Genomic DNA, 22,990 nt, shown 5'->3' on the forward strand with positions numbered 1-22,990 from the left:
TTTATGAATACTACCTGTAAAGAATTACACACACTATTAATATATAACGTCAAAATATATAGCAACAAAAAATAATTATATTGGATAGGTGATACATATGTCCCCCAATAACCCTCCTGACCTTAATATTCGTCCAAGAATTCTATACCAAGTTGCCAAAGCTGCCTGGGAAGGAGAATTGTTCGAACGTAAAGAAGAAATATGCCATTTATTACAGCGAGAATTTGAAGATAAAGCTACCCGCCGCCTTGTTGCCAATCAGATTCGTATTGCAATGGGATTGGAGCCTACTAATTCTGAAGAAGTCATCAATGAATATGATGAAGAGGCGCTCATGGGTATGGGCAGCGAGCCTGTGGTTATTGCTAATCCAGAAGCTTGCGAAAATTGTCAAGGTTCCACCTGTGAAAAAGCCTGCCCGCTTGGCGCTATTACCCGCGACGAACTGGGACGACCCTCTATTGACAGAACCAAATGTGCGAATGACGGTTATTGTATTAGTGCTTGTGAATTTGGCGCCTTGGCCGACAAATCCCAATTTGTCCCACTCATTAATCTACTTCGTCAAAACACGCATAAAGTGTATGCCTCAGTGGCTCCCGCTTTTGCCGGTCAGTTTGGTGCTGAAGTAACCGCAGGTAAACTGCGCAGTGCTTTATTAAAATTAGGCTTTCATGAGATGGTAGAAACAGCATTATATGCTGACCTTATTACCATAAAAGAAGCCTTTGAGTATGATGAACACGTCAAAGACGAACATGACTTTTTGATTACCAGTTGCTGCTGCCCTATCTGGATTAAACTAATCGAAAATAAATTTCCTGATTTAATGGGCAACATATCACCCTCGGTATCGCCAATGGTCGCTTCAGGACGGGTAATTAAAGAGCTTGAGCCTGATGCTAAAGTAGTTTTCATTGGACCTTGTGTTGCTAAAAAGTCTGAGGCACAATTACCTGAGCTCAAAGGCGCTATCGACTTTGTTTTGACCTTTCAGGAGCTTAAAACCATCTTTGAAGCAGCAGCTATCAATCTGGAAGAAGAGCCAGATGAAGAAAATCCATTAGCCTCCTGGGGTGGTCGAATCTATGCCCGTACAGGCGGCGTCAGCGCCGCGGTAGACACTACGCTGGAGAAATTAATTCCCCGCCGGGCCGAAATGTTTAAACCAATTAAGGTGGACGGTATTCCTGACTGCACAAAACTATTGGAAGAAATCAGAGCAGGTAAACGAGAATTCAACTTTATTGAAGGTATGGCTTGTAAAGGTGGTTGCGTAGGCGGACCAGGACGGCTTCTTCCCCCTGAAGAAGGAACCAAACATGTAAATGACTATGGCAATGCGGCACCTGCCCATACCCCAGTCGAAAATCCCCAGATATACTCTATTCTGACCAAGCTTGGTCATTATAATGGTATGCCTACAATGACTGGCACCGGTAAAATGTCCTCCATTCTTGCCCGAAAACTCGGCTCTAACCCCCAAAAATAAGTCATTTTGTGACTTTTGTGTCATGTATACAATATTTTTTTTGAAATAACACTGGTAAAAATGTTAATAACCGACTAAAATTTAAGTATTCACGCATTCATTACCATGTATTTTAATAAAATAAGGGGGATTTGCATGACTACAAGTAATCCTGTAAAAATAACAGAAACTGTCCTGCGCGACGGGCATCAGTCATTGACGGCTACACGGATGCGCACTTCAGACATGCTGCCTGTTTTGGAGCAGCTTGACGAAATTGGCTATTTCTCGATTGAGGCTTGGGGCGGCGCTACCTTTGACAGCTGTCTCCGCTTCTTAAATGAAGATCCATGGGAGCGTCTACGTACGCTTAAAAAGTATTTGAAAAAAACCCCCATTCAAATGCTTTTACGCGGCCAAAATGTGCTTGGCTATAATCACTATGCCGACGATGTTGTGCGCGAGTTTGTTAATCGTGCTGTTGCCAATGGTGTAGGCGTAATTCGCATTTTTGATGCACTTAATGATGTCCGCAATATGGAAGTTTCTATGCGAGCTGCCAAAGCAGCTGGTGCGCACGTACAAGGCGCTCTTGTCTACACTATCAGCCCTTATCATAATAATGAGTCTTTCCTCAAGGTAGCTAAAGACCTTGTTAGCATAGGCACTGATTCTATCTGTATCAAGGATATGGCCGGTTTACTCGCTCCCTACAAAGCGTATGAGCTCATCAAGACTCTTAAAGCAGAAATTAATGTGCCAATTCAACTTCACACTCACTATACCAGTGGCATGGCTTCCATGACATATTTAAAAGCTATTGAGGCCGGTGTTGACATTATTGACTGTGCACTGTCACCATTTGCCCTTGCCTCCTCCCAACCGGCTACTGAAGCCATGATTGCCACATTAGAGGGCAATGAGCGCGATACCGGTCTAAGCAAAGAAAAGCTTTACCCGATTGCTGACCATTTTAGAGGTATAAAAAAACAACTTGCTGAAACCTTCCATCTTAACACAAATATTGAAATTGACACCAAGGTGTTATCCTTCCAAATCCCCGGCGGCATGCTGTCTAATCTCTTGAACCAGATGAAAGAACAAGGCATGGCTGATAAATTCCCTGAACTCATCGAAGAAATGCCTAAAGTACGGGCCGAGTTAGGGTATCCACCGCTGGTTACGCCGACAAGCCAAATTGTTGGTTCGATGGCCGCTTTTAACGTTATGCTAGGTCGCTATAAGGTTGTGCCGCGAGAAGTCAAAGACCTGGCCCGTGGCAAATATGGCCGCACCCCGGCCCCCATTGATCCTGAATTTTTACGCTCGCTTATTGGTGATGATGAGCTTATTACCCACCGCCCGGCCGATGACATTCAGCCGCAAATGACTGCTCTTCGCCAGGAATTAGCTGAAAAAGGCTACCCGAATGCTTCCACCGAAGATGTACTGTCTTATGCCGTTTTCCCTGATGTAGCACTTAAATTCTTTGAAACCAACAGATAATAATGCTCATAGAAAAAGACCCTGCCGTTCAAAAAATGTACGGACAGGGTCTTTTCCATTTTACTATTTTTCAAAACAAGATTTACCGATAAACTCGCGCAGTATAGAATTATGTGGAATTTCATCATCTTCCACCGAATCAAAGTACTCCAGAAAATTCAGCAACCTCCGGGCTTCAGAATACTCCGGTTCTTGGCTGGTAATCTTTTGCAACAGAGGCTCAGCATATTTTTTAAGTACCGCCAGCTCATAAATAAGAGCTGAATTAAACATAAGATCAGCTTGTTCCTGAAAAGGAAAAATATTACGTTCCTCACCACGGCGCACCGAATTCCACATATTAAGCGTCATCAGCGCGTCATGTGAGCGAAATTCACTGTCACGAACAATTCTACGAATAAGACGGGCATCGGTTGTCGGGATACGGTTATGACTGTCAATGGATAATTGCGTTAACGCACTGATATATATCTTTATTTTACAGTGGCGGGGAACAGCGCTTGTTAAGCGTTCATTTAAGCCATGAATACCTTCGATAATTAGCGGCTGACCTTTATCCACTTTAATCTGGTGTCCCCGGTACTCCCGCTTACCGGTCTTAAAGTTGAAGGTCGGCATCTCCACTTCTTCGCCGGCTAAAATCCGGGCCAAATGGGAGTTAAATAATTCCAAGTCAATAGCTTCAATAGCCTCAAAATCAAAATCCCCGTTTTCATCAAGCGGCGTCTTCTCTCGATCGACAAAATAATCATCCAAGGAAATAGGTACAGGCCACACACCGTTAACCCGCAACTGAATATTAAGCCGTTGAGCAAAGGTTGTTTTGCCAGAGGAGGACGGTCCTGCCACTAATATTACTCGCACCTCATTACGATGGGAAGCTACAAAATCGGCCATCTGGGCAAGTTTTTTCTCATGCAATGCTTCAGCTACCCGGATAATATCATGAATCTTCCCCGTTTTCGTGCACTCATTAAGGGTAGCGACATATCCGCATCGCAAAATATTGCCCCACTCCGCAGCTTCTTTGAATACCTTAAATAATTTGGGATTCTCATTAAACGGGGACAATTTATCAGGATTTTCTTTCTCGGGTAGCCGCAAAATAATTCCCGGAGGATAATTTTTGAGCTCAAACACCTTCAAATAGCCGGTAGATGGCGTCATTGTCCCATATAAATAGTCATAAATTTGTCCACAATAGTAAATATTCACCTTTTCTCTATCAAGCTGTTCTAGCAGACTGACCTTCTCTTTGCGTCCAGCTGCCTTAAATAGTTCTATTGCCTCAGTTTTAAGCAGTGTTTTACGGACAATCGGACGATCTTCAACAATAATTTGCCTCATCTGCTTTTCAAGTTGAGCAATATCCTCAGGTGTTACATCCCGTCCATGATGCAGCTCACAGTATAAGCCTTTGCTCAAAGAATGTTCGACTGTTACCTCACAACCTGGAAACAATTCCTGCGCAGCAGCAATCATAACCAGCGTCATACTACGCTGATAAACCTTCATCCCGGTACTGGTACGAAGATCGATAAAGTCTATCATACTATCCTGTTCTAACACAATTTGCAAATCTTTAATTTCATTGTTCACTTTAGCAGCCACGACCGGTGTTGTGTACCTGTGTGCAGCATCCCGACTAAGTTCCAGCAGCGTGACGCCTTTGGCATACTCACCAGTACGGCCATTAGAAAATGTAATGCAAATTTGCTCTGACACCCAAAAGGCCCCCCATCAGTGTACTTTCTTTACCACTATATTAATTACTTCAACGATATTCCCCTAATTTCCTGCTATATACATTCTTTCTACGGTGAACGATAACAAAGGCGTATATTCGAATCCTTGCGGATAAGGATTCGAATATACGCCTAGTTCATGATTTCATAAAGTTCATGCTAACTCAATACTTTGGCACTGACAAAACTCACTTGGACGAAAAGCAGGTCTGGCTACTTGTCTGCCTTTCTCTAAAAAAAGGAATTGATCGCCTAACGCTTTTGCTTCTGCAATATCATGGGTTACAAGAACAAATGGAATCTTCCAGATTCCTTGAATCTTCTTTAATTCTGCCTGCAATTCCAGCCGGGTATCACTATCAAGAGCCGATAAAGGCTCATCCAGCAATAAAATAGCCGGCTCTGCCATCAATGCGCGCGCAAGAGCCACACGCTGCTTCTCGCCTCCTGATAACCTATTAATAAACCGCGTTGTCAGATGTTCAATATGCAATAGCCCCAGCAATCTCTCATAGAGCTCTTTTGCCTTATTATCATTTTGTTTAACACCATACCATATGTTTTTTCTTACATCCATATGGGGGAACAAGGCAAATTCCTGAAACATATATCCCACATGCCGAAATTGCGGTGGCACAAATGTTCTTGCTGTGGAAGAAAACAAAACGCGTTCATTATGAATAATGGTTCCTGTATCTGGCCGTAAAAGACCAGCAATTGCACGCAAAATAGTTGTCTTACCTGCCCCCGAAGGGCCCAACAAAACCAAAATATTATTTTCAACAGTAAACTGAATGTCTATCGTAAAATCTGCTAATTTTTTCTTCATCATTACTTGCAGCATCTAGAACACTCCTTTTACTGATGATTTCCCGCAGCGTTTTTTAGACCAAATATTAAGCCCAAAAATGAGGAAAAAGGTTATGCCACTGATCATTAGGACATAAGCACCAGCCAATGTTAAATCATTCGCTTCTGCCGCGAAATAGATAGCTAGTGGAATCGTTTGTGTCTTACCAGGGATATTACCGGCCACCATAATAGTGGCGCCAAACTCCCCTAGTGCCCGGGCAAAGGACAATACCAAACCTGCTACCAAACCTGACCAGGATAACGGCATGGTTATTGTCCAAAAAACTCGCCAAGAGCCAGATCCTAGCGTTCTAGCGGCATCCTCAAGGTTACTGTCTACCCCTTCGAAAGCTGCTTTGGCACTATGATACATTAACGGAAATGCAACTACCGTAGCAGCGAGCACCGCCGCATAAGGCGTAAAAATAATTTGAGTATGTAAATTTTCCGACAAAAACTGCCCTATCGGCCCTTGCTTTCCAATTAAAACCAGCAATACAAAACCAGTTACGACAGGCGGTAATACTAATGGTAATGCAAATAACGCCTCCAGAGCACTCTTGCCAGGAAATTCAAAGCTTCGCATGCTATAAGCGGCAGCAACGCCAAAGATAAATACAAAAATTAGTGAGATAAGTGCAACCTTGAGCGATAGTAAGACTGGCTGCCATTCCATCACGATATCACCTGCTTTATTGGTTTAACACCTATTTCCCCATGACAAAGCCATGTTTTTCAAATATAGCTTTGCTGTCGGCACTAAAGAGATACTCAACAAAAGCTTCGGCAGCTTTTTGCTGTTTGGTACCGGTGGTCAAGGCAATTGGATAAACGATAGGCTGATGACTGCCTTCTGGAGCAACAGCAGCAATTTTTACTTTGTCACTGGAAATAGCATCGGTTTTATACACAATCCCAGCCTCGACATTACCTGTTTCTGTATATGCCAACACAGTGCGTACATCTTTGGCATATACGGCTCGCTCTTTTAGTTTATCCCAAAGTCCGAGTTTCTGTAACACCTGCTCCGCATATTGCCCGGCAGGCACCGTGGCGGTCTCGCCAAGCGCAATTTTTTGCACAGAATCCTGAGTTAAGTCTTCATATTTGGTTATGTTCAGTTTTGTTTCCTTGGGTACAACTACAACTAACTTATTCTCGACCAAGTTTTTACGGGTACCTTTGTTTATTAGGTTTTTAGCTTCCAGTTCGTTCATCTGCTTAGGAGCGGCCGAAATAAAAATATCTGCAGGTGCACCCTGCTCGATTTGTTTCTGCAAAGCGCCAGAAGCCCCAAGATTATAGACAAGTTTAATATTGGGGTTTTTCGCCTGATAATCCTTTTGAATTTCTGCAAGTGCATCCTTTAGACTCACCGCAGCCGAGACATTAATTTCTACCGTCTGCGCTTGCTGCGCCGCTGGCGGAGCTTTCTTTTCGCCACTGCAACCAACCAAACTAAAAACAGCAGCTACTAACAGGGCCAAAATAACAAATACTCTGGTGTTCATCTTTTTCATATTTTCTTCCCCCTTTTTTAATATAAGCTTAACCAAGCAAATATAAACTAACAAAAACAAACATAATCTCTATGGTGTTATTATAATATTTGTTGTATGATATTGGCAAGAGCTTGCCAATAATTTATTACAACTTTTTTATAGAGGTGCATACTATGAATGACACAACGTCCTACACCCCCACCGAGGTCGCCAAAATCCTGAAAATATCCCGCTTCACTGTTTACGAAATGATTAAGCGCGGTGATCTTGCAGCCTATCACATTGGCCGCAAAGTCCGCGTTGAAGCACCAGATTTAGAAGTCTATATCCAAAGATCAAAGAAAAATAACCTTACCAAGCAAACCTCTGCACAACCATCAATAGATGTCCCCGCTGCTGAACCAGACAGTTTAATCATCTGCGGGCAAGATATTATGCTTGATATTCTGACACGGCACCTTGAAAAAATTCTTCCCAACATCCGCTGTTTGCGTAATTACGCAGGCAGCATTGATGGCTTGTTAGCTCTTTACCGCGGGACTGCTAATGTCGCTACTGCCCATTTATGGGATAGCGATACCGACACATACAATACTCCTTATATACGCCGGTTTTTACCAGGCCATCGAACGCTGGTCTACAACCTTGCCTATCGTAACACTGGTTTCTATGTTGCTAAAGGCAATCCCAAAAATATTAGCACTTGGCAGGACTTAACCCGGCCTGACATAACACTTATCAACCGGGAACGAGGCTCTGGTGCAAGGGTGTTACTCGACGAAATGCTTCACGTTCTTGACACTGATTATCGTCAGATCAAGGGCTACTCCCGCGAAGAAATGAGCCATTTGGCAGTCGCAAGTTGTGTTGCCAGAGGCGAAGCCGATGTAGGTATCGGCATTGAGAAAGCCGCCCTGCAAGTAAGTGATATTGATTTTATTTTTCAAAAAAAAGAGCGTTATGACATTGTTTTCCGCAAGGAAGATGCCGAAAAGCCACATTTCGAAGCTTTGTTAAATGTTATTCGTTCTGATATATTTCGTAATGAAGTGGGCGGCATGGGCGGTTATGATCTATCCAAGACTGGTCAACTTATGGGAAATAGCTAGAAAAATTGCGGGCATCTTTCTCCCCTTCATACCGGGAAAAGATGCCCGCATAAAATTTTCTCCAGTTTTATATCCACTTTATATTCTTACCGTAACATCTTGAATAGTCGGTAAGCAATTAACGGGATTGGCGCTCTTCTTACCGCCATCCGCATGCCGATTAAAATAAGGAACATTCCTCCCAAAACATGCACAAGCCAAAAACCAATGCGAGGAAATTCAAGTGTAGTGTCATCAAATAAGTTGCGGTGAAAGTAATTCATGAGCATCGACCTCCTTTTAAAATAGTATTTCCCGCACCTTAGTGATCAAACAATGGTAAAATTTAATTTTATGAAGTATTCGAAATGACAGAAAATGAAAAGCGAGATGGAGCCATCTCGCTTTCTTACTTGATTAAAATTACTTTTTATCCACAACAGCCATGGCCTGAGCCATCTTAGCAGCCATACCCTTAATTTTAAATGACGGCACCGCACATACAGCAATACGAATACCTTTAGCAAGTGGTACAGCAAAGATATGGTCTTCATGCAGCATATTGCACACAGCATCAGGATCTTTAGCCGGGACGGATAGGAAGAACCCTGCAATGTATGGCAACATTTGAAGATTAGCCGCTTTGGCCTCACTAACAAAGATGTTCGCACGGTCACGGATAAGGTTGTAGTATTCATTACGTTCTTTTTCCACTTGTGCCAGTATGTTTTTATCGTTATAGATGGTCGCTAAAAGCCGCATACAAGCACGGTTGATATTAGACCAGGTAGCCCGACTGGTAAACTGGTTAATGTCGGCAAATTCCTGTACAACATCTTTGCTTTGGGAAATACCAATCATAGCACCAGTACGCTGTCCATACATGGTATGGCCTTTGGACATACTGAAGCCCAGGATGATAAGTACATTCTCCGGAAGATTACCAAATTTCTTCATAAAGCTGCGACAAGCATTCTTCTCGCCTGCATAATCAATGTATGCAATGTCTACCAGCAGAATCACTCGTTTAGATTGGTCTTTAGCTGCAGTTTTAAGAACCTCCAGCACTTTGTCCCAGTCGCTGTCGCTTAAGCTATAACCGGTAGGATTATGGGCCGGAGTATTAATTATAGTTACCAAATTATTTTGTTTAGTTAAAAGTTCATTGACCTTGCTTTCAAATGATTTAATATTGAAGTTCTGTTTTTCATCAAATAAAGTATAGGTATCCAACTTGCGAAGGGCGTCTTGGCACAACACCTTATATGGTCCCCAGTACCAGTCAGAGGTTAGCAGTGTATCACCAATCTCAGTATAATTCGCGATCGTATGATGGATTACCCCTGAACCGCCAGAAGTAGCGATTGCACTAGTGTAAGCTTCAGGCCGGTTATCACCAAAAGATAACGCTGTAGCAGCTTCCAAGAACTCTGGTAAACCAGAAATAGGTGCGTAGTTAATGACTTCATTAATCGGTAGGTTGCGATACACCTTTTCAACAGTAGGCAAGCATACAAGCGTTTCCTTGTCATCCAAAATTGCGCCAATAGTAGCGTTGACAACCTTATCTTTTCCAAATTGGGCAGCATCCTTATTGGCTGCACCTGCCGCTCCAAAGATTTTGTCAGTAGCAAATTTACCCTTTGCGTGTGTTGCTGCAAGACTTAATGTCATACTTAATCTCCCCCTGTTTCGCTTAAATTCAAGGATACATTTTATGCAGCATACGTGGAAATGGAATAGTTTCGCGTATGTGCTCAAGACCGCATAACCAGGCAACAGTCCGTTCAAGGCCCAAGCCAAAACCGGAATGCGGTACTGTACCAAACCGTCTTAAATCAATATACCACTCAAAAGCTTCTTGTGGTAACTTATGCTCAGCAAGTCGCTGCTGTAACAATGCCAAGTCATCAATACGCTGGCCACCACCGATAATCTCGCCATAGCCTTCAGGAGCCAGCAGATCGGCACCTAAGACTACCTTGGGATTATCTGGATCAGGTTTCATATAAAAAGCTTTGATTGCAGTTGGATAACGGTGAACAAATACCGGTGCATTAAAGTGGCTGGAAATAATAGTTTCATGGGGCGCGCCAAAATCATCGCCCCATGCAAAGTCTTCACCTGCTTGTTTCAATATTTCAACAGCCTCTGTATAGCTAATACGCGGAAACGGCAGCTTAATAGCTTTCAGCTTTTCAACATCCCGTTCCAGCGTTTTAAGATCATTGGGGCATTTCTCCAGAACACGCTGAATAACGTAGCTTATCATTTCCTCTTGAAGCTTCATAGTATCATCAAGAGCAAAATAGGCCATTTCGGCTTCAATCATCCAAAATTCCAGCAAGTGCCTACGGGTCTTAGATTTCTCGGCCCGGAAGGTAGGACCAAAACAGTATATGCGTCCTAAAGCCATAGCATTAGCTTCGTTATATAACTGGCCACTTTGGGATAAATATCCCTTTTCACCATGATAGTCAAGCTCAAATAAGTTGGTTGTACCCTCACAAGCTGCTGGTGTAATAATTGGTGCATCGGCTAAAACAAAATCACGCTCATAAAAAAAGTTTCTAAGCGCATGTTCAATCTCAGAACGGATGCGCAGCACAGCCGCCTGGCGCGGCGTGCGAATCCAGAGATGACGGCGTTCAGCCAGAAAATCAACACCATGCTCTTTATGGGTGATGGGATAATCTTCAGCAACACTAACAACCTCTAATGCTGTAATTTGCATTTCGCAGCCACCAACTGATCGTGGCTCCTCACGCACCAAGCCTGTTACTTTAACAGCACTTTCCTGAGTTAGCTTCTTGGCCTCAGCAAATAAGGCTTCGCCTACTTCTTGTTTAACCACTACCCCTTGCATCAACCCTGAGCCATCCCGGATAATGAGAAAAGTTATTTTTCCGGAAGAGCGCTGATTATAAATCCAGCCTTGTATCGTCACTTGCTTGCCAACATGGCAAGATAAGTTTTTTATAAGTGCTATTTCCACCCAAAGTCCTCCTTTCTAATACGCTAGTGTAGCTATAGTTTATGTGCTAGAAATTGATAGAGTGATATGGCTATTATGTACTTATTCTGTATATATCATTATTTTCCCTTTTGAAAATTGTAAAAAACTAGTTCTCAATAAAAAAGGCAGTCCCGCTTTGTCAGGACTGTCTTGCTTGATTAAGTAGCTTTAATTGGGAAAAAAGCGAGCATGAATAACGTTTACGGCTTCTTTGACTTTATCTGATTCAATCAGGCATGAAATACTGATTTCAGAGGTACTAATAACCGCGATATTAATATTGGCATCAGCCAGCGCACCAAAGGTGGCTGCAGCAATACCAGGGTTTCCTAACATACCGGCACCAACCACCGAGACTTTGGCTACACTCTCCTCAATCATCAAACCACTAAAATCCATTTGCATTTTTAAGCTCTCCAAAATTTTCTTGGCCTGGGGAACATCGCCTTGTGCGATAGTAAATACCATGTCAATAATATGCTTATCCATAGCGCGAACACTCTGAACAATCATGTCTACATCAATATTGGCCTCCGCCAGGGTAGAAAATATCTTATACGCAATCCCAGGCTGATCTGCTACTCCCAGCACGGCTATTTTAGCAACATTAGTATCATGTGTTACACCACGAATGACAAACTCTTTTTCTTCCATCGTATATTCCTCCCTGATAAAAGTACCTGTCTCCTGTGTAAACGTGGATCGGACATGAATGGGCATATCATAATGCATTCCTAGTTCTACAGAACGTGGATGCATTACGCCGGCACCGAGCCGCGCCATTTCAAGCATTTCATTATACGTAATTTCTTTCATACGCCTTGCTGTTGGCACAATTCTAGGATCTGAAGAATAGATTCCATCCACATCAGTGTAAATTTCGCAATGGTCAGCCTTAAGGCCAGCTGCTACTGCCACTGCCGTAGTATCAGAACCGCCTCGTCCTAATGTAGTGATATCACCTTTTTTCGTCAATCCCTGAAAACCTGCGACCACAACAATCTTACCTGCATTAAGCTCTTGCCGGACTCGGCCCGCATTAATACCAGTTATCTTTGCTTTATTAAACATCTCATTGGTGGTAAAACCAGCTTGAAAACCAGTCATCGACACGGCCTCATGCCCTAGTTTGGCAAACGCCATCGCCAACAGTGCAATCGACACTTGTTCGCCAGTTGCCAAAAGCATGTCCATCTCTCGTCCAGAAGTCTGGTCTGTAATCGCTTTCGCCAAACTTATTAAATCATCGGTAGTATCACCCATTGCTGAAACTACAACGACAATTTGATCATCCGATTTTTTTTCCTGTAAAACCCGCCTGGCAACCGCCATAATTTTTTCTGGTGTAGCTACTGAGCTTCCGCCAAATTTTTTTACAATTAGTGCCATGCCTATCCCCCTTTATTATGCAGCATATAATTTAGCATGGCAGTTTATATTCTCCATATGAATACAATATCCTTCTACAAGTGGACAAATTATGAATTTTTTTACTTTCCTACATACACATTGATAAAAATTAAGCCTGCAAGGATAATTTCCCAACAGCCTTTAGTAACCAAAATAATACTATCTTCCTGATTGTAACACCATTCGGTAAAATTACGATAAGCACCTGCCATATCCTGCCATAAAGTAATGGTTCCCAAAATAGCAGCAAGTACTGCCACCACCTTAAGGCCAATTGTTGGAAAAGCAGCACTGATAGCAATAAAATAACACGAGAGGATCATCCAGGTCAAAAATAGCAGCATAAGTGTTAATCGTCTAGCAACATTAGAACCAACACGTCTTGCCACCTTTAATAAAGCCAGTCTAATTAAGCGACGTCCGCATAGCACCTGGCCTTTTTCATAACGACTGTAACGCTGGGGAATGTCATAATTCCAAACAATTGAACAGCAAGCCACAACTAATAGTAGTTTCTGCATACAATCAACCTCCCGGCATATTATAATGCAGTTCTCCTGATGTTCTCATCTATATTATACCATTGCTTAATTAATTGAACAATCAGACATTTGTCAATTCGTTAATTCCACAGCCTTATTTTTATCCACCTATCGCGTCATTCTTGCCTTAGTGGCTTGAATACAAAAAACGGCCAAGATATAGTTTCCTGGCCGCAAGAGCATCTTATGTAATTATTCTACAGAAATAGCTTTAGAACCTTCCCACAAACCATGAATATTGCAATACGCTTCAGCAACTAATGTACCTGCACTACTAAGTTTAATTACTGCTTTGCCAACTGGTTCGGTATAGACCGGCCCTTTATTAGCACCTTCGGTGGATTCACCGTGAGCTGCAAATTCAAAGTTAGCAACCTCATAGGGAAATTTTGCATTATCAGGCTTAAAATAGAGTTTTATCCAGCGAATATGGTGCTCTGTTGTATTCGGATGAGCAATTTCTTTACCGACACAAATCTCAACACTAACCTTTTCCCCGGCTTTTACTTTATCTGGTGCCTCTATTACCGGTACATGCTTCTCTGCTTTCCAATCAGCACTTTGTACTAAATCAGCCAGTTTCATTGAATATTCCCCCTTGAATTTTTTAGTATTCATTACCAACTATTCATTTCTAAGGACAATAATTCTCTATGAAAATTGAAATTCCTCTTGCTTTACAAAATTTTATTATTATCCAGACTTTATTTAAATATTCGCAACTTCAAACTTCTTACTTGTTGCTTATCTACATCTTCCCACTCAGGCGGATACAACATTTCTACCGGATAAAGTGTCAAGGCGGTATCACACTCGTATATGCCTGAAAATGTCTGTAATGCAGCAATAGCACTGCTAGCCCGATTAATACTAGCCACTTCTTCTTTGGGAACCTTTACAGATAAAATACAATCGTCAGTTAGCTCATTTTTTATAATGCCAGCCGCATAAGCGTCCTGAAAAGCCGGTATATTAGCCAGAACAATGGACACTATCTGCAAAATAACCGCTCCACATAGCTCAAAATACTGTTTATTAAACACCCGGGTATCTTTATCTTGGAATTGGAGACGACCGGAGGGCAGCATTTCGCAAGTTTGTTTGGGAATAACCGCTTTGGTTGGCAACCACACTTTAATAAAGGGAATATCTGCATAAAAATCAATATCAACTTCAACAACTACCGGAAGTTTTAAATGACTTAAGGCTTCGTCGAGTCTAGCCCTGACTGCCCCCGGTTCTCCTGTCAGCAATTGTTGAATAAGTGCTATCCGCGAGGTTTCTTTTACTTCATGCTGGCGTTTCTTTTCTTGATAAACCAACTGTTCCTGCTCGTTACGCCGCGCCATTTCTTCCCTGGCTTCCTGCTCAGCCCCAATGATGGCATTCTCTCTGTCTTTTTTGGTAAAGTACAGTGATACAGCTGCCGCCACTGCCAGTGCTGCCGAAATCAAAAGAACAATCGGGCTGAAGAAAATAACTAATATGACCACTAACGAAACGATTATTGCAATTCTGGCTCCAATGGGATAATTATAGCTATCTTGTGCTTTAGTCACCGCTTTGCCAATAAGATAACTATGGTCTGTTAAAACGAGCTCTGGAAACGGTTCTTGCACAAGCAGCGAGTCATAGTTTGCCGGCTCGTAACTCAATTTGCTGACAGCAGCCAATTTAAGCTCATTGTCTTGATGCTGAATAAATTCCTTACGCCATCGCTCAAATTGCTCCTCGCCTTTAAAATACCGAACTTCGGAGCGTTCATTATTCTTATTTTTATCCTTTTCTCGCGTGGAAGTTGTCTCATCAGAACGTGCCAACATCGGGTGGCCTCCTTATTTACGAATTGTAATCCTAATAGTTTTGCGCATTATAACGTAACAAAAAGCCAGTACCCCACCTAATGTAAAAAAGAAAGCGACTGGCTTTATCATCATAATTTCTGAGCTAGCAATAAGGCTGAATAAAAGCGCCGTCATATAGGCCAAAAATAGTTCCCCATAACGCGGACTATTTACGCGTGGCGCAATAATTAACCACACTAAAAAGCCTATGAGAATTATATTACTGTTTTTCATAAACTCCATTGCCTAAAGGTTCACCTACCTAATTTCAATATTAGTTTTTATAATTCGTTGCATATTACTTTTTCCCTGCTTAACAACTATTTCCCTTTATTTTAGTTGAATTCATCGTTGAAATTGTTAACGGTTGTAACATTATGTTTTTGAACTTCATATATTGAAGTAGAAACAGGTATAAAAGAATTATAACTTCTCTTAAAGTAAATAAAGGAGGTCATTAATATTTATGGAAACTAAATATCCTCATTGGTATGGACCGGAAGATACAATGTGCTGCGACTATCCCGACAAAGAAATGATGTGCTGCGATGACCAATTGATGGAAGAATCCATGTCTTACAAAATGCAGCGTGATAACTTTAAAGACCGCCTGCTTTGTTTTTTAGGCGACGAAGTCCTCCTTGGTACTGACGCTATGATTGACCGCAAAGGTTCCACATTTTGCGGTACTGTCTGTTATGTCGGCTGCGACTACATTATTGTTAATAGTACCCATTGTCATCGTTGCATTTCACTACATGTACCTATTAAAATGATTCGTTTTATCGCTCCGTTTAAGGGTCGTCGGTAATATTCGCAAGCCTTGCAATGGGAGATGATATACCATGAAAAAAATATTTAGCCGCCGACCATTAACCGTTGACCCTGCGCACATGATTACTCTGCATCAAGAAGCCATTGAACAGCTTGAGCTTATGCGTACAGCCGTAGATGCGTCAGAGCACGCTAGTGACATTATGCGTGATACCCTTACCCGTATGGCCGAAAACCACTGGGAAGCCTATTTGGATATCCTTCACATGGTTTGCCTACATGATGAAAGTTTTGCTGCCGTCATGAAAAAACACGGCTTTGAAGTACATGACAATGAATCTGCCGACACCGAGCAGCGACAATTCTATGCCAACCGCTTACTGATTCTAGCACTTCTTGTAGGGCTTATCCGCCGACACCGTCGTTTTTCCTACTTCTACAGCTTACGGGCAAACCCCATGGGCGACTATATCAAAGAATCTGTAGCTATGGAACGTGAACATACAGCAGCAATGATTGGTATGGTACAAAACATGATGTAATAATCCCCCATCTACACGGAGGCAGTTTGCCTCCTGTATTTTTTTAAAGGATTTTTATTTTGGCAATACGAATACTAGAATATAACCAGTTAGCAAGGAGTCACTATGCCTGATTTCAAAGTACCTTCATCCTGCCCTGTCCTGCCAGTAAAAGACTTTTTGCGCCGACAGGCGGGGTTATCGTTAACCCTATTGCGAAAAATTAAGAATAGCGGCAGCATTCTCATTAATGCCCGCCTGGCAGCTGTTAACGACCTAATCTATCCTGGAGACATCATTACGGTTTCCTGGCCGAATAACTCCTCCCTTACTCCGGAAAATCTGCCGCTTACTATTTTATATGAAGATGAGTGGCTGTTGGCCCTCGACAAACCTGCTGGTATGCTTGTTCACCCAACATCAGGACAGCATTCAGGCACACTTGGCAATGCTGTCCTGCATTATTACAGCACACAAAACTACCTGTACGGCTTTCACCCCGTCAATCGTCTAGACCGCAATACTTCCGGTCTGGTATTGATCGCCAAACGCCCGGATATCCAGCATATGCTGAATCAGAACTTTCAACATATAACGAAGCAGTACCTGGCTATAACATCAGCAATCCCTAACCTGCACCAGGGTATAATTGACGCCCCTATCGGTCGGAAACCAGGAAGTATTATTGAACGTGAGGTTCGCGCTGACGGGCAGCAGGCAATTACCCATTATTCCATCCTTACCACCTTCAGCACTGCTTGTTTACTCAATATCACATTAGAAACCGGACGTACTCATCAAATAAGGGTCCATTTAAGTTATATTGGCTGTCCCTTATTAGGCGATGATTTATATGGCGGTCCTATCAACCAGCTTGACCGTCAAGCTCTACATGCAGCAAAACTCAGTTTGCCACATCCGGTCACCAAACAACAACTTACTATTGTAAGTCCCTTGCCTGCCGATCTCACAAATTTGCTAACCCAGCTTGGCGGGTAATTTATAAATGTGCTATAATGTATACGAAATATGCTATACTATATGGTTTTCAAAAAATAGAGGAGGGATTTCAATGCCATTAGTCACTTCGAAAGAGATGTTTAAAAAAGCCTACGAGGGTCAATATGCTGTAGGTGCGTTTAACGTCAACAATATGGAAATTATCCAGGGCATTGTTGACGCCGCCAAGGAAGAACAAGCTCCGCTCATTCTCCAGGTTTCGGCTGGCGCTCGTAAATACGCCAAGCATATCTACCTTGTAAAATTGGTGGAAGCTGCCTTAGAAGACACCGGCTTACCCATTTGCTTACATCTGGATCATGGTGAAGACTTTGAAATTTGCAAATCCTGCATTGACGGCGGATTTTCTTCAGTAATGATTGATGGCTCTAAACTGCCGTTTGAAGAAAATATTGCACTTACTAAAAAAGTAGTAGACTACGCCCATGAACGCGGTGTTGTCGTCGAAGCAGAACTTGGCCGCCTGGCTGGTGTCGAAGATGCGATTAACGTCAACACCAAAGATGCTACATATACCGATCCTGCTCAGGCCGTAGAGTTTGTCAAACGCACCGGGGTCGACTCATTAGCCATTGCTATTGGTACAAGTCACGGCGCTTATAAATTCAAAGGCGAGTGCAACCTTGACTTTGACCGCCTTGAAACCATTTCTAAACTTCTGCCCGACTTCCCGCTGGTACTGCATGGCGCGTCTACTGTACTGCCTGAATTTGTCGGAAAATGCAATGACTTCGGTGGACAAATTAAAGGTGCGCAAGGTGTACCTGAGGATATGCTGCTCAGAGCCGGAAAACTGGGAGTGTGCAAAATCAACATTGATACCGACCTCCGTTTAGCTATGACCGCTTCCATCAGAGAACATTTTGCGAAGAACCCCTCCGACTTTGACCCGCGTCAATACCTCAAACCAGCCCGCGCAGCCATCAAAGGTATGGTTCAACACAAAATCCATAATGTCTTAAACTGCAGCGGCCGCCTGTAAAAATCCCTGCATAGAATTTCTATAATCGGAAAAAGTAATAGTACGCCGATTATAGAAAAGGGGGGTTCTCATGCAAGCTGACAATATTAATTTTGCCACATTATCTACTGATGAACTTGATACCATTAAAAAGTTTGAAAAAGAATTTGCCACTAAATATGGTAATAATATTTTACTGCTAGCATTCAATCAAAAATAAATGAACTGGTTTCAGCATAGCTGACTAAAATAAGCCACCAAAAAATTTGGTGGCTTATTTTTCATAAAAAATTTTCCGTTTGATTACAGAAATCTTCGAAAGTATTATTTGTAAAACAGATATCTGTCCCTAGAAAACGCTGATACCGTTCCTTTTCTTCGTCCATCTTTTCTGGATTTTTGCCAGGATAGTTATTAATCACCGTTATCTTTAACTTATCACTCCTGTTAGTCTGAATTCGCTTTATTAGATACTTAATGTGCATATCAGCATCAGGAAACGAATAACCACAAAATATGAGATGACCAACATCGTTTAGGCTTTTTTCAGTTTTGTGCCAAACGGTATTTATAAAACTATTCGACATATCCTTAAAAAATGTTGGCGGCACAATCACGGGAGCTCGCACCGATTGACACTTGGCGCATCGTGCCTGAGAAGGATCTGTTAACAACGTAAGAATACCCTGTTGATCATCAATTACTAGTAATGTATTGCAAGTAGGACAATAAGACCAGTTCAGTGAGCCATGCACTTTATAAAGTGTTACAAGTGACATACCTTTTGCGTTTGGTAACAATCCGTCATCAGGCATACCCTTAGTAAATTCAATCCCATAGTCTATTGCAATACCGTCTCTACAAGATAACGCCCGGTCAATCAGGAGGTCATAATTAGTTGATATAAAAATCGTGTCTGTTAGACACCCAAATTCAATCAAGTGATCAACCAAATCACAGTGAAATCCTCGGACAACTGCAGTTTTATCTTCAAGTACTTCAGCCATTAATAGTACCAGATACTGCCTAATATAACCTATTCGATTAGAATTTGGGGCAAGGCTCTCCAGATCAAAAGCTTTAAAAGACTGGCGCTTGCGTACTGCCAAATCTAAAAGACCAATTGCCTCCTCAAATGTAGGAAAACTAATCTTATCTAAATCATCCTGTAACACATCAATATAAAACATTTGTTTAAAGTACGCCTGCAGTTCACGTACCAGTGTACGGTCGCTATAGTTGTTTTCTGCACGGAGTGCTTTAAAATATTTCTTAAAAATCATACTTTGTACTGGTGCTCCCTCCGCTGCTGAAGCACCGCCGCCTAAAAAAATCGCCGTCTTTCTCATACAAAATTTTATTCTGTCCGTTCTGCATCGAAGTATGCAAAAAAAAAGAATCGCACAGCATGCGATTCTTTTTATAATGGTCGGAGCGGCAGGATTCGAACCTGCGGCCCCCTGGTCCCAAGCCAGGTACTCTACCAAACTGAGCCACGCCCCGATTTTGTAATGGGTAATCCAAAACGTCATGAATGCTTAAAATAGCATTTCAATCACAAAATGGTATCTTACCGCGAAAATTATTATAACCTGTCACGTCTTGTTTTGCAATACCTTTTGTCTAAAAACAAAAAAATACTGGTTACCATCAAAAACATAGTGTCTTTTTATCTAATATAAAACGAAAAACTGCTTTGCTTTCCATATATAACACGATTGTACACTACCCTCATTACATAAAAAATAAGGTATAGGCTACTATATAAGCAATACCAATTAGCCTTACATATAAATTTATGTATCCAGTGAATCAACATCATAGTTCACCGACACTTCTAACGACTTGAAGAAAAATCGCCCCAGAATCCAATGTAAATAATATAAAACGGAGGAAAACATGGAGAGTAAAAACGCTATATCTCCTGATGATCTTATGTTAATTCTATTGGCAACGGCGATGGGAACATTAGCACGTTATCTTACTCTAAAAATTGACTACCGACAATACCCCACTCATCCCAACGGTTCCCTCATTCACCTAGTGATTGCCTTTATCGCCGCTGCAATCGGCGCTGTAGCCATACCGGCAATAAAAAGTAATAATTATACAGCGGTAACCTTTTTAGCAATTGCCATCCAACATTTCCGCGACGTCCGGAAAACAGAACGTGAAAGCCTGAAAGACCTCGAGTGCACCGAATTCACCCCCCGCGGCGAAGCTTATATTGACGGCATTGCCAAGACCTTTGAATCGAGAAACTATTTTTCACTTATTGTGGCTCTAAGTACAGCAGCAACTATAGAGTTGGTACGGTATTTGGGCCTAGCGCTCCCCTTTCAAACTGCCATTGGCATTATTGTCGGCTATGTGGTATTTATTGGCATAAGCCGCTTTTCTCAAGGTAAAACAGTAGGTGACATTGCTTCAGTTAAACCTGGGGTAATCGAAGTTAGAGACTCCGAATTGTATGTTGACGGAGTTTTTGTCAGCAATACCATCGGTACAAAGAACGCACAAAAGATGGTACAAGCAGAGGGTTTAGCTGTAGTAATTGAACCATTGAAAGATAACTACAGAGTGACATTAGATAACTTCGGCCAGCGCAAAGCTATGTTATTTGAAGCTACTCGTAGTGTAGGCGTAAAAAGGTATCACTACACCCGGAAAGATTACGAAAGCGGTAAAACAATCATTGTTCTTGTACCACTGCTACAAGATGCAGAGAAACTGATAAATATCGTACGCCATACGCCATTACTAGAGTCGGTAAAGAAGAGTCATTCGGTAATGAAATCAAATATCCTAGGAGATTGAGATAAAATGAAGCAAAACTCTATCATAGCTGCCATCACCCTTTCCCATCATAAAGTACCACACTCGGGCGAAGCCTTTATAATTGAAGCCAGTAACGAGGAAGAACAATATACACTTATGCAAGATATTGCCAAAGCACTTAAAGCAGATGTGGTTAAATTAAGTAATGGCATCTTTATCCTGATAGGATAGTTGTAATAGCTGGCAGAATGGTGAAGCGGGCTTCTTGTAAAACTTGAAGCCCGCTTCACCATTTTCAGTGATATACTGATAAGGATGAAATAAACAGGACCTCAGCGCAGGAGGTGGCCAATGCATACTCTGTCCAACCTATTCAACCCCATCATTGCAAAACCAAAAAACACGCCGCACTATGTTGAAATTCCGCCAAGCAATTTGCTTAAGCCTTATATCAGATGCTTCTGGGGATCATTACACCCAATTCTAACATCCGGTAAGGATGAGCATCAATCCCATTCTACAATCATTATCCCTGACGCCTGTATGGATATTGTCGTTGACATCAATCATAGCTCCAACAAAATAAGCGCCTCTTTTTGTGGCATTAATGATACCCCTTTTCATGCTACAATTACTAATAAAACAACAATTAGTTCTACTTTTGGCATCCGCTTTTATTTTTGGGCTGTTCCTCTTTTTGCTGATACCAACATGAGAGAAGCTTTAAATGCATTTGTAACTGTCGATAATTACTTTTATGATTTTAGAAAAGATCTGCAAGATGTTCTATTAGAAAGGACATCCATTATTGACCTGATAGCTGCGACAGAAAAATATTTGTTAAAGCGCCTTCAGGTATCGCGTCCCCTAGATCCTACTATCTTGAATGCTTTGTATTTTATTTTAAAAACAAAAGGTCTAATCCCAATACCAGCCTTATGCACAAACATAAATATCAGTCAAAGGCACCTTGAACGCCTATTTGCAGACTCTATAGGTGCTTCGCCGAAAAAAATTTCTGATATAGTAAGGTTTCAAATGCTCTGGCAAGACATGTATTATTCCCACAGACGAAATTTCTGTGATCTTGCGTATCACTACCAATTCACCCACCAATCTCATTTTATCAACAGTTTTAAAAAGTATGCAGGCCGAACCCCTTTGGAAGCTTTGCGTTATGCCAAAAGTTAACTTGTCGTTTTTTTGCAATACATCGAATAGTCCCCTATGGTAAAGTAGAAAAAATAAACAAAGGAGGTCGCCCATGAAACTTGAAGTTCTTACACAAAAGCCAGATTCCTTTCAAGAGGAATGGCCTGGACACTACGATGTATTTCATTGGTTTGAATTTGTGTGCGGTATTCCCCACCCGTTATTTATGCTTTCAACTTATAAAGACAATGGTCAGCCAAATGCCTGCTTACATTCCTGGAGTTCATTTTCCGGCGATGGTGATGGATTTTATGCTGTAATGCCTGGCATATTACAACGGTCACATACCTATCAAAACATCTTGCGAACTAAAGTATTTTGTGTCAATTTCCTTAGTTCTGATTATCTTGAGATGTGTCAAAAAACCATTAGTAACAACGAAGCTGAAACCGATGAATTTTCAGCAGGCGGTTTTACGCTTGAAACAGCCAAAACCATTAATGCTCCGCGTATAAAAGAGAGCTTTTTATCCTTGGAATGCAGCCTGGAAATGGAGAAAGATTTATCGCAAAAAGGGATGTCCGCTCTGATCATCGGGAAGGTACAGGCCATAGCGCTTGATGGAGGATTTGCCGAAAATGTATATAAACGCTATGGATCGGACGGCTTTATGTTCAATATACACCAGCCGAAAAACCCGTTAAATGCAGAAGGGAACCTATCGGGAATAGGAGTTATTGATGTAATAAAGAAATATTAAAACTTGCAAAAGCAGGTAAAACTCAGTGTGAATATGAGTTTTACCTGC

At 41.8% G+C, this 22,990-nt stretch carries 25 protein-coding genes and 1 tRNA gene; 12 read left to right on the forward strand and 14 right to left on the reverse strand.

Annotation, left to right across the window (positions count from 1 at the left end; genetic code table 11):
* Window positions 1-97: 97 nt before the first annotated feature.
* Window positions 98-1,492 (forward strand): [Fe-Fe] hydrogenase large subunit C-terminal domain-containing protein, encoded by a 1,395-nt coding sequence (locus ACZ449_RS10170; protein WP_464260912.1) that lies wholly within the window; start codon window positions 98-100, stop codon window positions 1,490-1,492.
* 135 nt (window positions 1,493-1,627) lie between these two features.
* Window positions 1,628-2,977: a pyruvate carboxylase subunit B gene (locus tag ACZ449_RS10175; protein WP_464260913.1), complete on the forward strand. Its 1,350-nt coding sequence runs from the start codon at window positions 1,628-1,630 to the stop codon at window positions 2,975-2,977.
* 63 nt (window positions 2,978-3,040) lie between these two features.
* Here the strand turns inward: ACZ449_RS10175 and ACZ449_RS10180 are convergent, their stop codons facing one another.
* From ACZ449_RS10180 to modA, 4 genes are all read right to left on the reverse strand, one after another.
* Window positions 3,041-4,702: a uridine kinase family protein gene (locus ACZ449_RS10180; RefSeq protein ID WP_464260914.1), complete on the reverse strand. Its 1,662-nt coding sequence runs from the start codon at window positions 4,700-4,702 to the stop codon at window positions 3,041-3,043.
* 174 nt (window positions 4,703-4,876) lie between these two features.
* Window positions 4,877-5,566, reverse strand: a complete 690-nt coding sequence (locus tag ACZ449_RS10185) for an ATP-binding cassette domain-containing protein (RefSeq protein ID WP_464260915.1) — start codon at window positions 5,564-5,566, stop codon at window positions 4,877-4,879.
* A complete protein-coding gene (gene modB / locus ACZ449_RS10190) occupies window positions 5,567-6,250 on the reverse strand; it encodes a molybdate ABC transporter permease subunit (RefSeq protein WP_464261853.1) in 684 nt (227 codons plus the stop codon).
* Between the two features lie 31 nt (window positions 6,251-6,281).
* Entirely contained in the window at window positions 6,282-7,094 is an 813-nt protein-coding gene (modA, locus tag ACZ449_RS10195) for a molybdate ABC transporter substrate-binding protein (protein WP_464260916.1), read from the reverse strand.
* A 155-nt stretch (window positions 7,095-7,249) separates the two neighbouring features.
* Here modA and ACZ449_RS10200 point away from each other — a divergent pair, with 155 nt between their 5' ends.
* Entirely contained in the window at window positions 7,250-8,185 is a 936-nt protein-coding gene (locus tag ACZ449_RS10200) for a substrate-binding domain-containing protein (RefSeq protein ID WP_464260917.1), read from the forward strand.
* A gap of 86 nt (window positions 8,186-8,271) precedes the next feature.
* Here ACZ449_RS10200 and ACZ449_RS10205 read toward each other — a convergent pair whose 3' ends face one another.
* The 8 genes from ACZ449_RS10205 to ACZ449_RS10240 all read right to left on the reverse strand — a co-directional run bounded on the left by ACZ449_RS10205 (window position 8,272) and on the right by ACZ449_RS10240 (window position 15,219).
* Window positions 8,272-8,448: a hypothetical protein gene (locus ACZ449_RS10205; protein WP_464260918.1), complete on the reverse strand. Its 177-nt coding sequence runs from the start codon at window positions 8,446-8,448 to the stop codon at window positions 8,272-8,274.
* A gap of 139 nt (window positions 8,449-8,587) precedes the next feature.
* Window positions 8,588-9,838 (reverse strand): pyridoxal phosphate-dependent aminotransferase, encoded by a 1,251-nt coding sequence (locus tag ACZ449_RS10210; RefSeq protein ID WP_464260919.1) that lies wholly within the window; start codon window positions 9,836-9,838, stop codon window positions 8,588-8,590.
* 28 nt (window positions 9,839-9,866) lie between these two features.
* Window positions 9,867-11,159 (reverse strand): asparagine--tRNA ligase, encoded by a 1,293-nt coding sequence (asnS, locus tag ACZ449_RS10215; RefSeq protein WP_464260920.1) that lies wholly within the window; start codon window positions 11,157-11,159, stop codon window positions 9,867-9,869.
* 189 nt (window positions 11,160-11,348) lie between these two features.
* The gene (locus ACZ449_RS10220; protein WP_464260921.1) at window positions 11,349-12,569 is read right to left on the reverse strand and encodes an aspartate kinase; all 1,221 of its coding nucleotides are present in this window, start codon (window positions 12,567-12,569) and stop codon (window positions 11,349-11,351) included.
* Between the two features lie 101 nt (window positions 12,570-12,670).
* Entirely contained in the window at window positions 12,671-13,111 is a 441-nt protein-coding gene (locus tag ACZ449_RS10225) for a hypothetical protein (protein ID WP_464260922.1), read from the reverse strand.
* Window positions 13,112-13,324: 213 nt separating this feature from the next.
* Window positions 13,325-13,717 (reverse strand): class II SORL domain-containing protein, encoded by a 393-nt coding sequence (locus ACZ449_RS10230; protein ID WP_464260923.1) that lies wholly within the window; start codon window positions 13,715-13,717, stop codon window positions 13,325-13,327.
* A gap of 119 nt (window positions 13,718-13,836) precedes the next feature.
* Complete coding sequence (locus ACZ449_RS10235) at window positions 13,837-14,955, reverse strand: hypothetical protein (RefSeq protein ID WP_464260924.1); 1,119 nt, start codon at window positions 14,953-14,955, stop codon at window positions 13,837-13,839.
* Between the two features lie 12 nt (window positions 14,956-14,967).
* Window positions 14,968-15,219 carry a hypothetical protein gene (locus ACZ449_RS10240; protein WP_464260925.1) on the reverse strand — a complete coding sequence of 84 codons (252 nt, stop codon included), beginning with the start codon at window positions 15,217-15,219 and terminating at the stop codon, window positions 14,968-14,970.
* A 223-nt stretch (window positions 15,220-15,442) separates the two neighbouring features.
* Between ACZ449_RS10240 and ACZ449_RS10245 the strand changes: the two genes are divergently transcribed.
* The 5 genes from ACZ449_RS10245 to ACZ449_RS10265 all read left to right on the forward strand — a co-directional run bounded on the left by ACZ449_RS10245 (window position 15,443) and on the right by ACZ449_RS10265 (window position 18,472).
* A complete protein-coding gene (locus tag ACZ449_RS10245; RefSeq protein WP_464260926.1) occupies window positions 15,443-15,787 on the forward strand; it encodes a hypothetical protein in 345 nt (114 codons plus the stop codon).
* Between the two features lie 34 nt (window positions 15,788-15,821).
* Entirely contained in the window at window positions 15,822-16,292 is a 471-nt protein-coding gene (locus ACZ449_RS10250) for a hypothetical protein (RefSeq protein ID WP_464260927.1), read from the forward strand.
* A 105-nt stretch (window positions 16,293-16,397) separates the two neighbouring features.
* Window positions 16,398-17,270: an RluA family pseudouridine synthase gene (locus ACZ449_RS10255; protein ID WP_464260928.1), complete on the forward strand. Its 873-nt coding sequence runs from the start codon at window positions 16,398-16,400 to the stop codon at window positions 17,268-17,270.
* Between the two features lie 73 nt (window positions 17,271-17,343).
* Entirely contained in the window at window positions 17,344-18,273 is a 930-nt protein-coding gene (gene fba / locus ACZ449_RS10260) for a class II fructose-1,6-bisphosphate aldolase (RefSeq protein ID WP_464260929.1), read from the forward strand.
* 70 nt (window positions 18,274-18,343) lie between these two features.
* Complete coding sequence (locus tag ACZ449_RS10265) at window positions 18,344-18,472, forward strand: hypothetical protein (RefSeq protein ID WP_464260930.1); 129 nt, start codon at window positions 18,344-18,346, stop codon at window positions 18,470-18,472.
* A 61-nt stretch (window positions 18,473-18,533) separates the two neighbouring features.
* On the opposite strand, the gene ACZ449_RS10270 is transcribed toward ACZ449_RS10265, so the two are convergent.
* A complete protein-coding gene (locus ACZ449_RS10270) occupies window positions 18,534-19,601 on the reverse strand; it encodes an SIR2 family protein (protein WP_464260931.1) in 1,068 nt (355 codons plus the stop codon).
* Between the two features lie 77 nt (window positions 19,602-19,678).
* Window positions 19,679-19,755 (reverse strand) — tRNA-Pro (locus ACZ449_RS10275).
* 396 nt (window positions 19,756-20,151) lie between these two features.
* Between ACZ449_RS10275 and ACZ449_RS10280 the strand changes: the two genes are divergently transcribed.
* From ACZ449_RS10280 to ACZ449_RS10295, 4 genes are all read left to right on the forward strand, one after another.
* A complete protein-coding gene (locus ACZ449_RS10280; protein ID WP_464260932.1) occupies window positions 20,152-21,069 on the forward strand; it encodes a YIEGIA domain-containing protein in 918 nt (305 codons plus the stop codon).
* A 6-nt stretch (window positions 21,070-21,075) separates the two neighbouring features.
* The gene (locus ACZ449_RS10285) at window positions 21,076-21,261 is read left to right on the forward strand and encodes a capping complex subunit for YIEGIA (RefSeq protein WP_464260933.1); all 186 of its coding nucleotides are present in this window, start codon (window positions 21,076-21,078) and stop codon (window positions 21,259-21,261) included.
* A gap of 120 nt (window positions 21,262-21,381) precedes the next feature.
* A complete protein-coding gene (locus ACZ449_RS10290; protein WP_464260934.1) occupies window positions 21,382-22,221 on the forward strand; it encodes a DUF6597 domain-containing transcriptional factor in 840 nt (279 codons plus the stop codon).
* Between the two features lie 73 nt (window positions 22,222-22,294).
* On the forward strand, window positions 22,295-22,942 hold the full coding sequence (locus tag ACZ449_RS10295) for a flavin reductase family protein (RefSeq protein WP_464260935.1): 648 nt from the start codon (window positions 22,295-22,297) through the stop codon (window positions 22,940-22,942).
* Window positions 22,943-22,990 lie beyond the last annotated feature (48 nt).

The organism is Desulfosporomusa polytropa (genome assembly GCF_055380075.1).

What these genes read in the sequence shown, in the direction of transcription:
- ACZ449_RS10170 (WP_464260912.1), top strand. Translation starts at nt 98, where the DNA reads ATGTCCCCCAATAACCCTCCTGACCTTAATATTCGTCCAAGAATTCTA.
- ACZ449_RS10175 (WP_464260913.1), top strand. Translation starts at nt 1,628, where the DNA reads ATGACTACAAGTAATCCTGTAAAAATAACAGAAACTGTCCTGCGCGAC.
- ACZ449_RS10185 (WP_464260915.1), bottom strand. Translation starts at nt 5,566, where the DNA reads ATGCTGCAAGTAATGATGAAGAAAAAATTAGCAGATTTTACGATAGAC.
- modB (WP_464261853.1), bottom strand. Translation starts at nt 6,250, where the DNA reads ATGGAATGGCAGCCAGTCTTACTATCGCTCAAGGTTGCACTTATCTCA.
- modA (WP_464260916.1), bottom strand. Translation starts at nt 7,094, where the DNA reads ATGAAAAAGATGAACACCAGAGTATTTGTTATTTTGGCCCTGTTAGTA.
- ACZ449_RS10200 (WP_464260917.1), top strand. Translation starts at nt 7,250, where the DNA reads ATGAATGACACAACGTCCTACACCCCCACCGAGGTCGCCAAAATCCTG.
- ACZ449_RS10205 (WP_464260918.1), bottom strand. Translation starts at nt 8,448, where the DNA reads ATGAATTACTTTCACCGCAACTTATTTGATGACACTACACTTGAATTT.
- ACZ449_RS10210 (WP_464260919.1), bottom strand. Translation starts at nt 9,838, where the DNA reads ATGACATTAAGTCTTGCAGCAACACACGCAAAGGGTAAATTTGCTACT.
- ACZ449_RS10220 (WP_464260921.1), bottom strand. Translation starts at nt 12,569, where the DNA reads ATGGCACTAATTGTAAAAAAATTTGGCGGAAGCTCAGTAGCTACACCA.
- ACZ449_RS10225 (WP_464260922.1), bottom strand. Translation starts at nt 13,111, where the DNA reads ATGCAGAAACTACTATTAGTTGTGGCTTGCTGTTCAATTGTTTGGAAT.
- ACZ449_RS10230 (WP_464260923.1), bottom strand. Translation starts at nt 13,717, where the DNA reads ATGAAACTGGCTGATTTAGTACAAAGTGCTGATTGGAAAGCAGAGAAG.
- ACZ449_RS10235 (WP_464260924.1), bottom strand. Translation starts at nt 14,955, where the DNA reads ATGTTGGCACGTTCTGATGAGACAACTTCCACGCGAGAAAAGGATAAA.
- ACZ449_RS10240 (WP_464260925.1), bottom strand. Translation starts at nt 15,219, where the DNA reads ATGGAGTTTATGAAAAACAGTAATATAATTCTCATAGGCTTTTTAGTG.
- ACZ449_RS10245 (WP_464260926.1), top strand. Translation starts at nt 15,443, where the DNA reads ATGGAAACTAAATATCCTCATTGGTATGGACCGGAAGATACAATGTGC.
- ACZ449_RS10250 (WP_464260927.1), top strand. Translation starts at nt 15,822, where the DNA reads ATGAAAAAAATATTTAGCCGCCGACCATTAACCGTTGACCCTGCGCAC.
- ACZ449_RS10255 (WP_464260928.1), top strand. Translation starts at nt 16,398, where the DNA reads ATGCCTGATTTCAAAGTACCTTCATCCTGCCCTGTCCTGCCAGTAAAA.
- fba (WP_464260929.1), top strand. Translation starts at nt 17,344, where the DNA reads ATGCCATTAGTCACTTCGAAAGAGATGTTTAAAAAAGCCTACGAGGGT.
- ACZ449_RS10265 (WP_464260930.1), top strand. Translation starts at nt 18,344, where the DNA reads ATGCAAGCTGACAATATTAATTTTGCCACATTATCTACTGATGAACTT.
- ACZ449_RS10270 (WP_464260931.1), bottom strand. Translation starts at nt 19,601, where the DNA reads ATGAGAAAGACGGCGATTTTTTTAGGCGGCGGTGCTTCAGCAGCGGAG.
- ACZ449_RS10280 (WP_464260932.1), top strand. Translation starts at nt 20,152, where the DNA reads ATGGAGAGTAAAAACGCTATATCTCCTGATGATCTTATGTTAATTCTA.
- ACZ449_RS10285 (WP_464260933.1), top strand. Translation starts at nt 21,076, where the DNA reads ATGAAGCAAAACTCTATCATAGCTGCCATCACCCTTTCCCATCATAAA.
- ACZ449_RS10290 (WP_464260934.1), top strand. Translation starts at nt 21,382, where the DNA reads ATGCATACTCTGTCCAACCTATTCAACCCCATCATTGCAAAACCAAAA.
- ACZ449_RS10295 (WP_464260935.1), top strand. Translation starts at nt 22,295, where the DNA reads ATGAAACTTGAAGTTCTTACACAAAAGCCAGATTCCTTTCAAGAGGAA.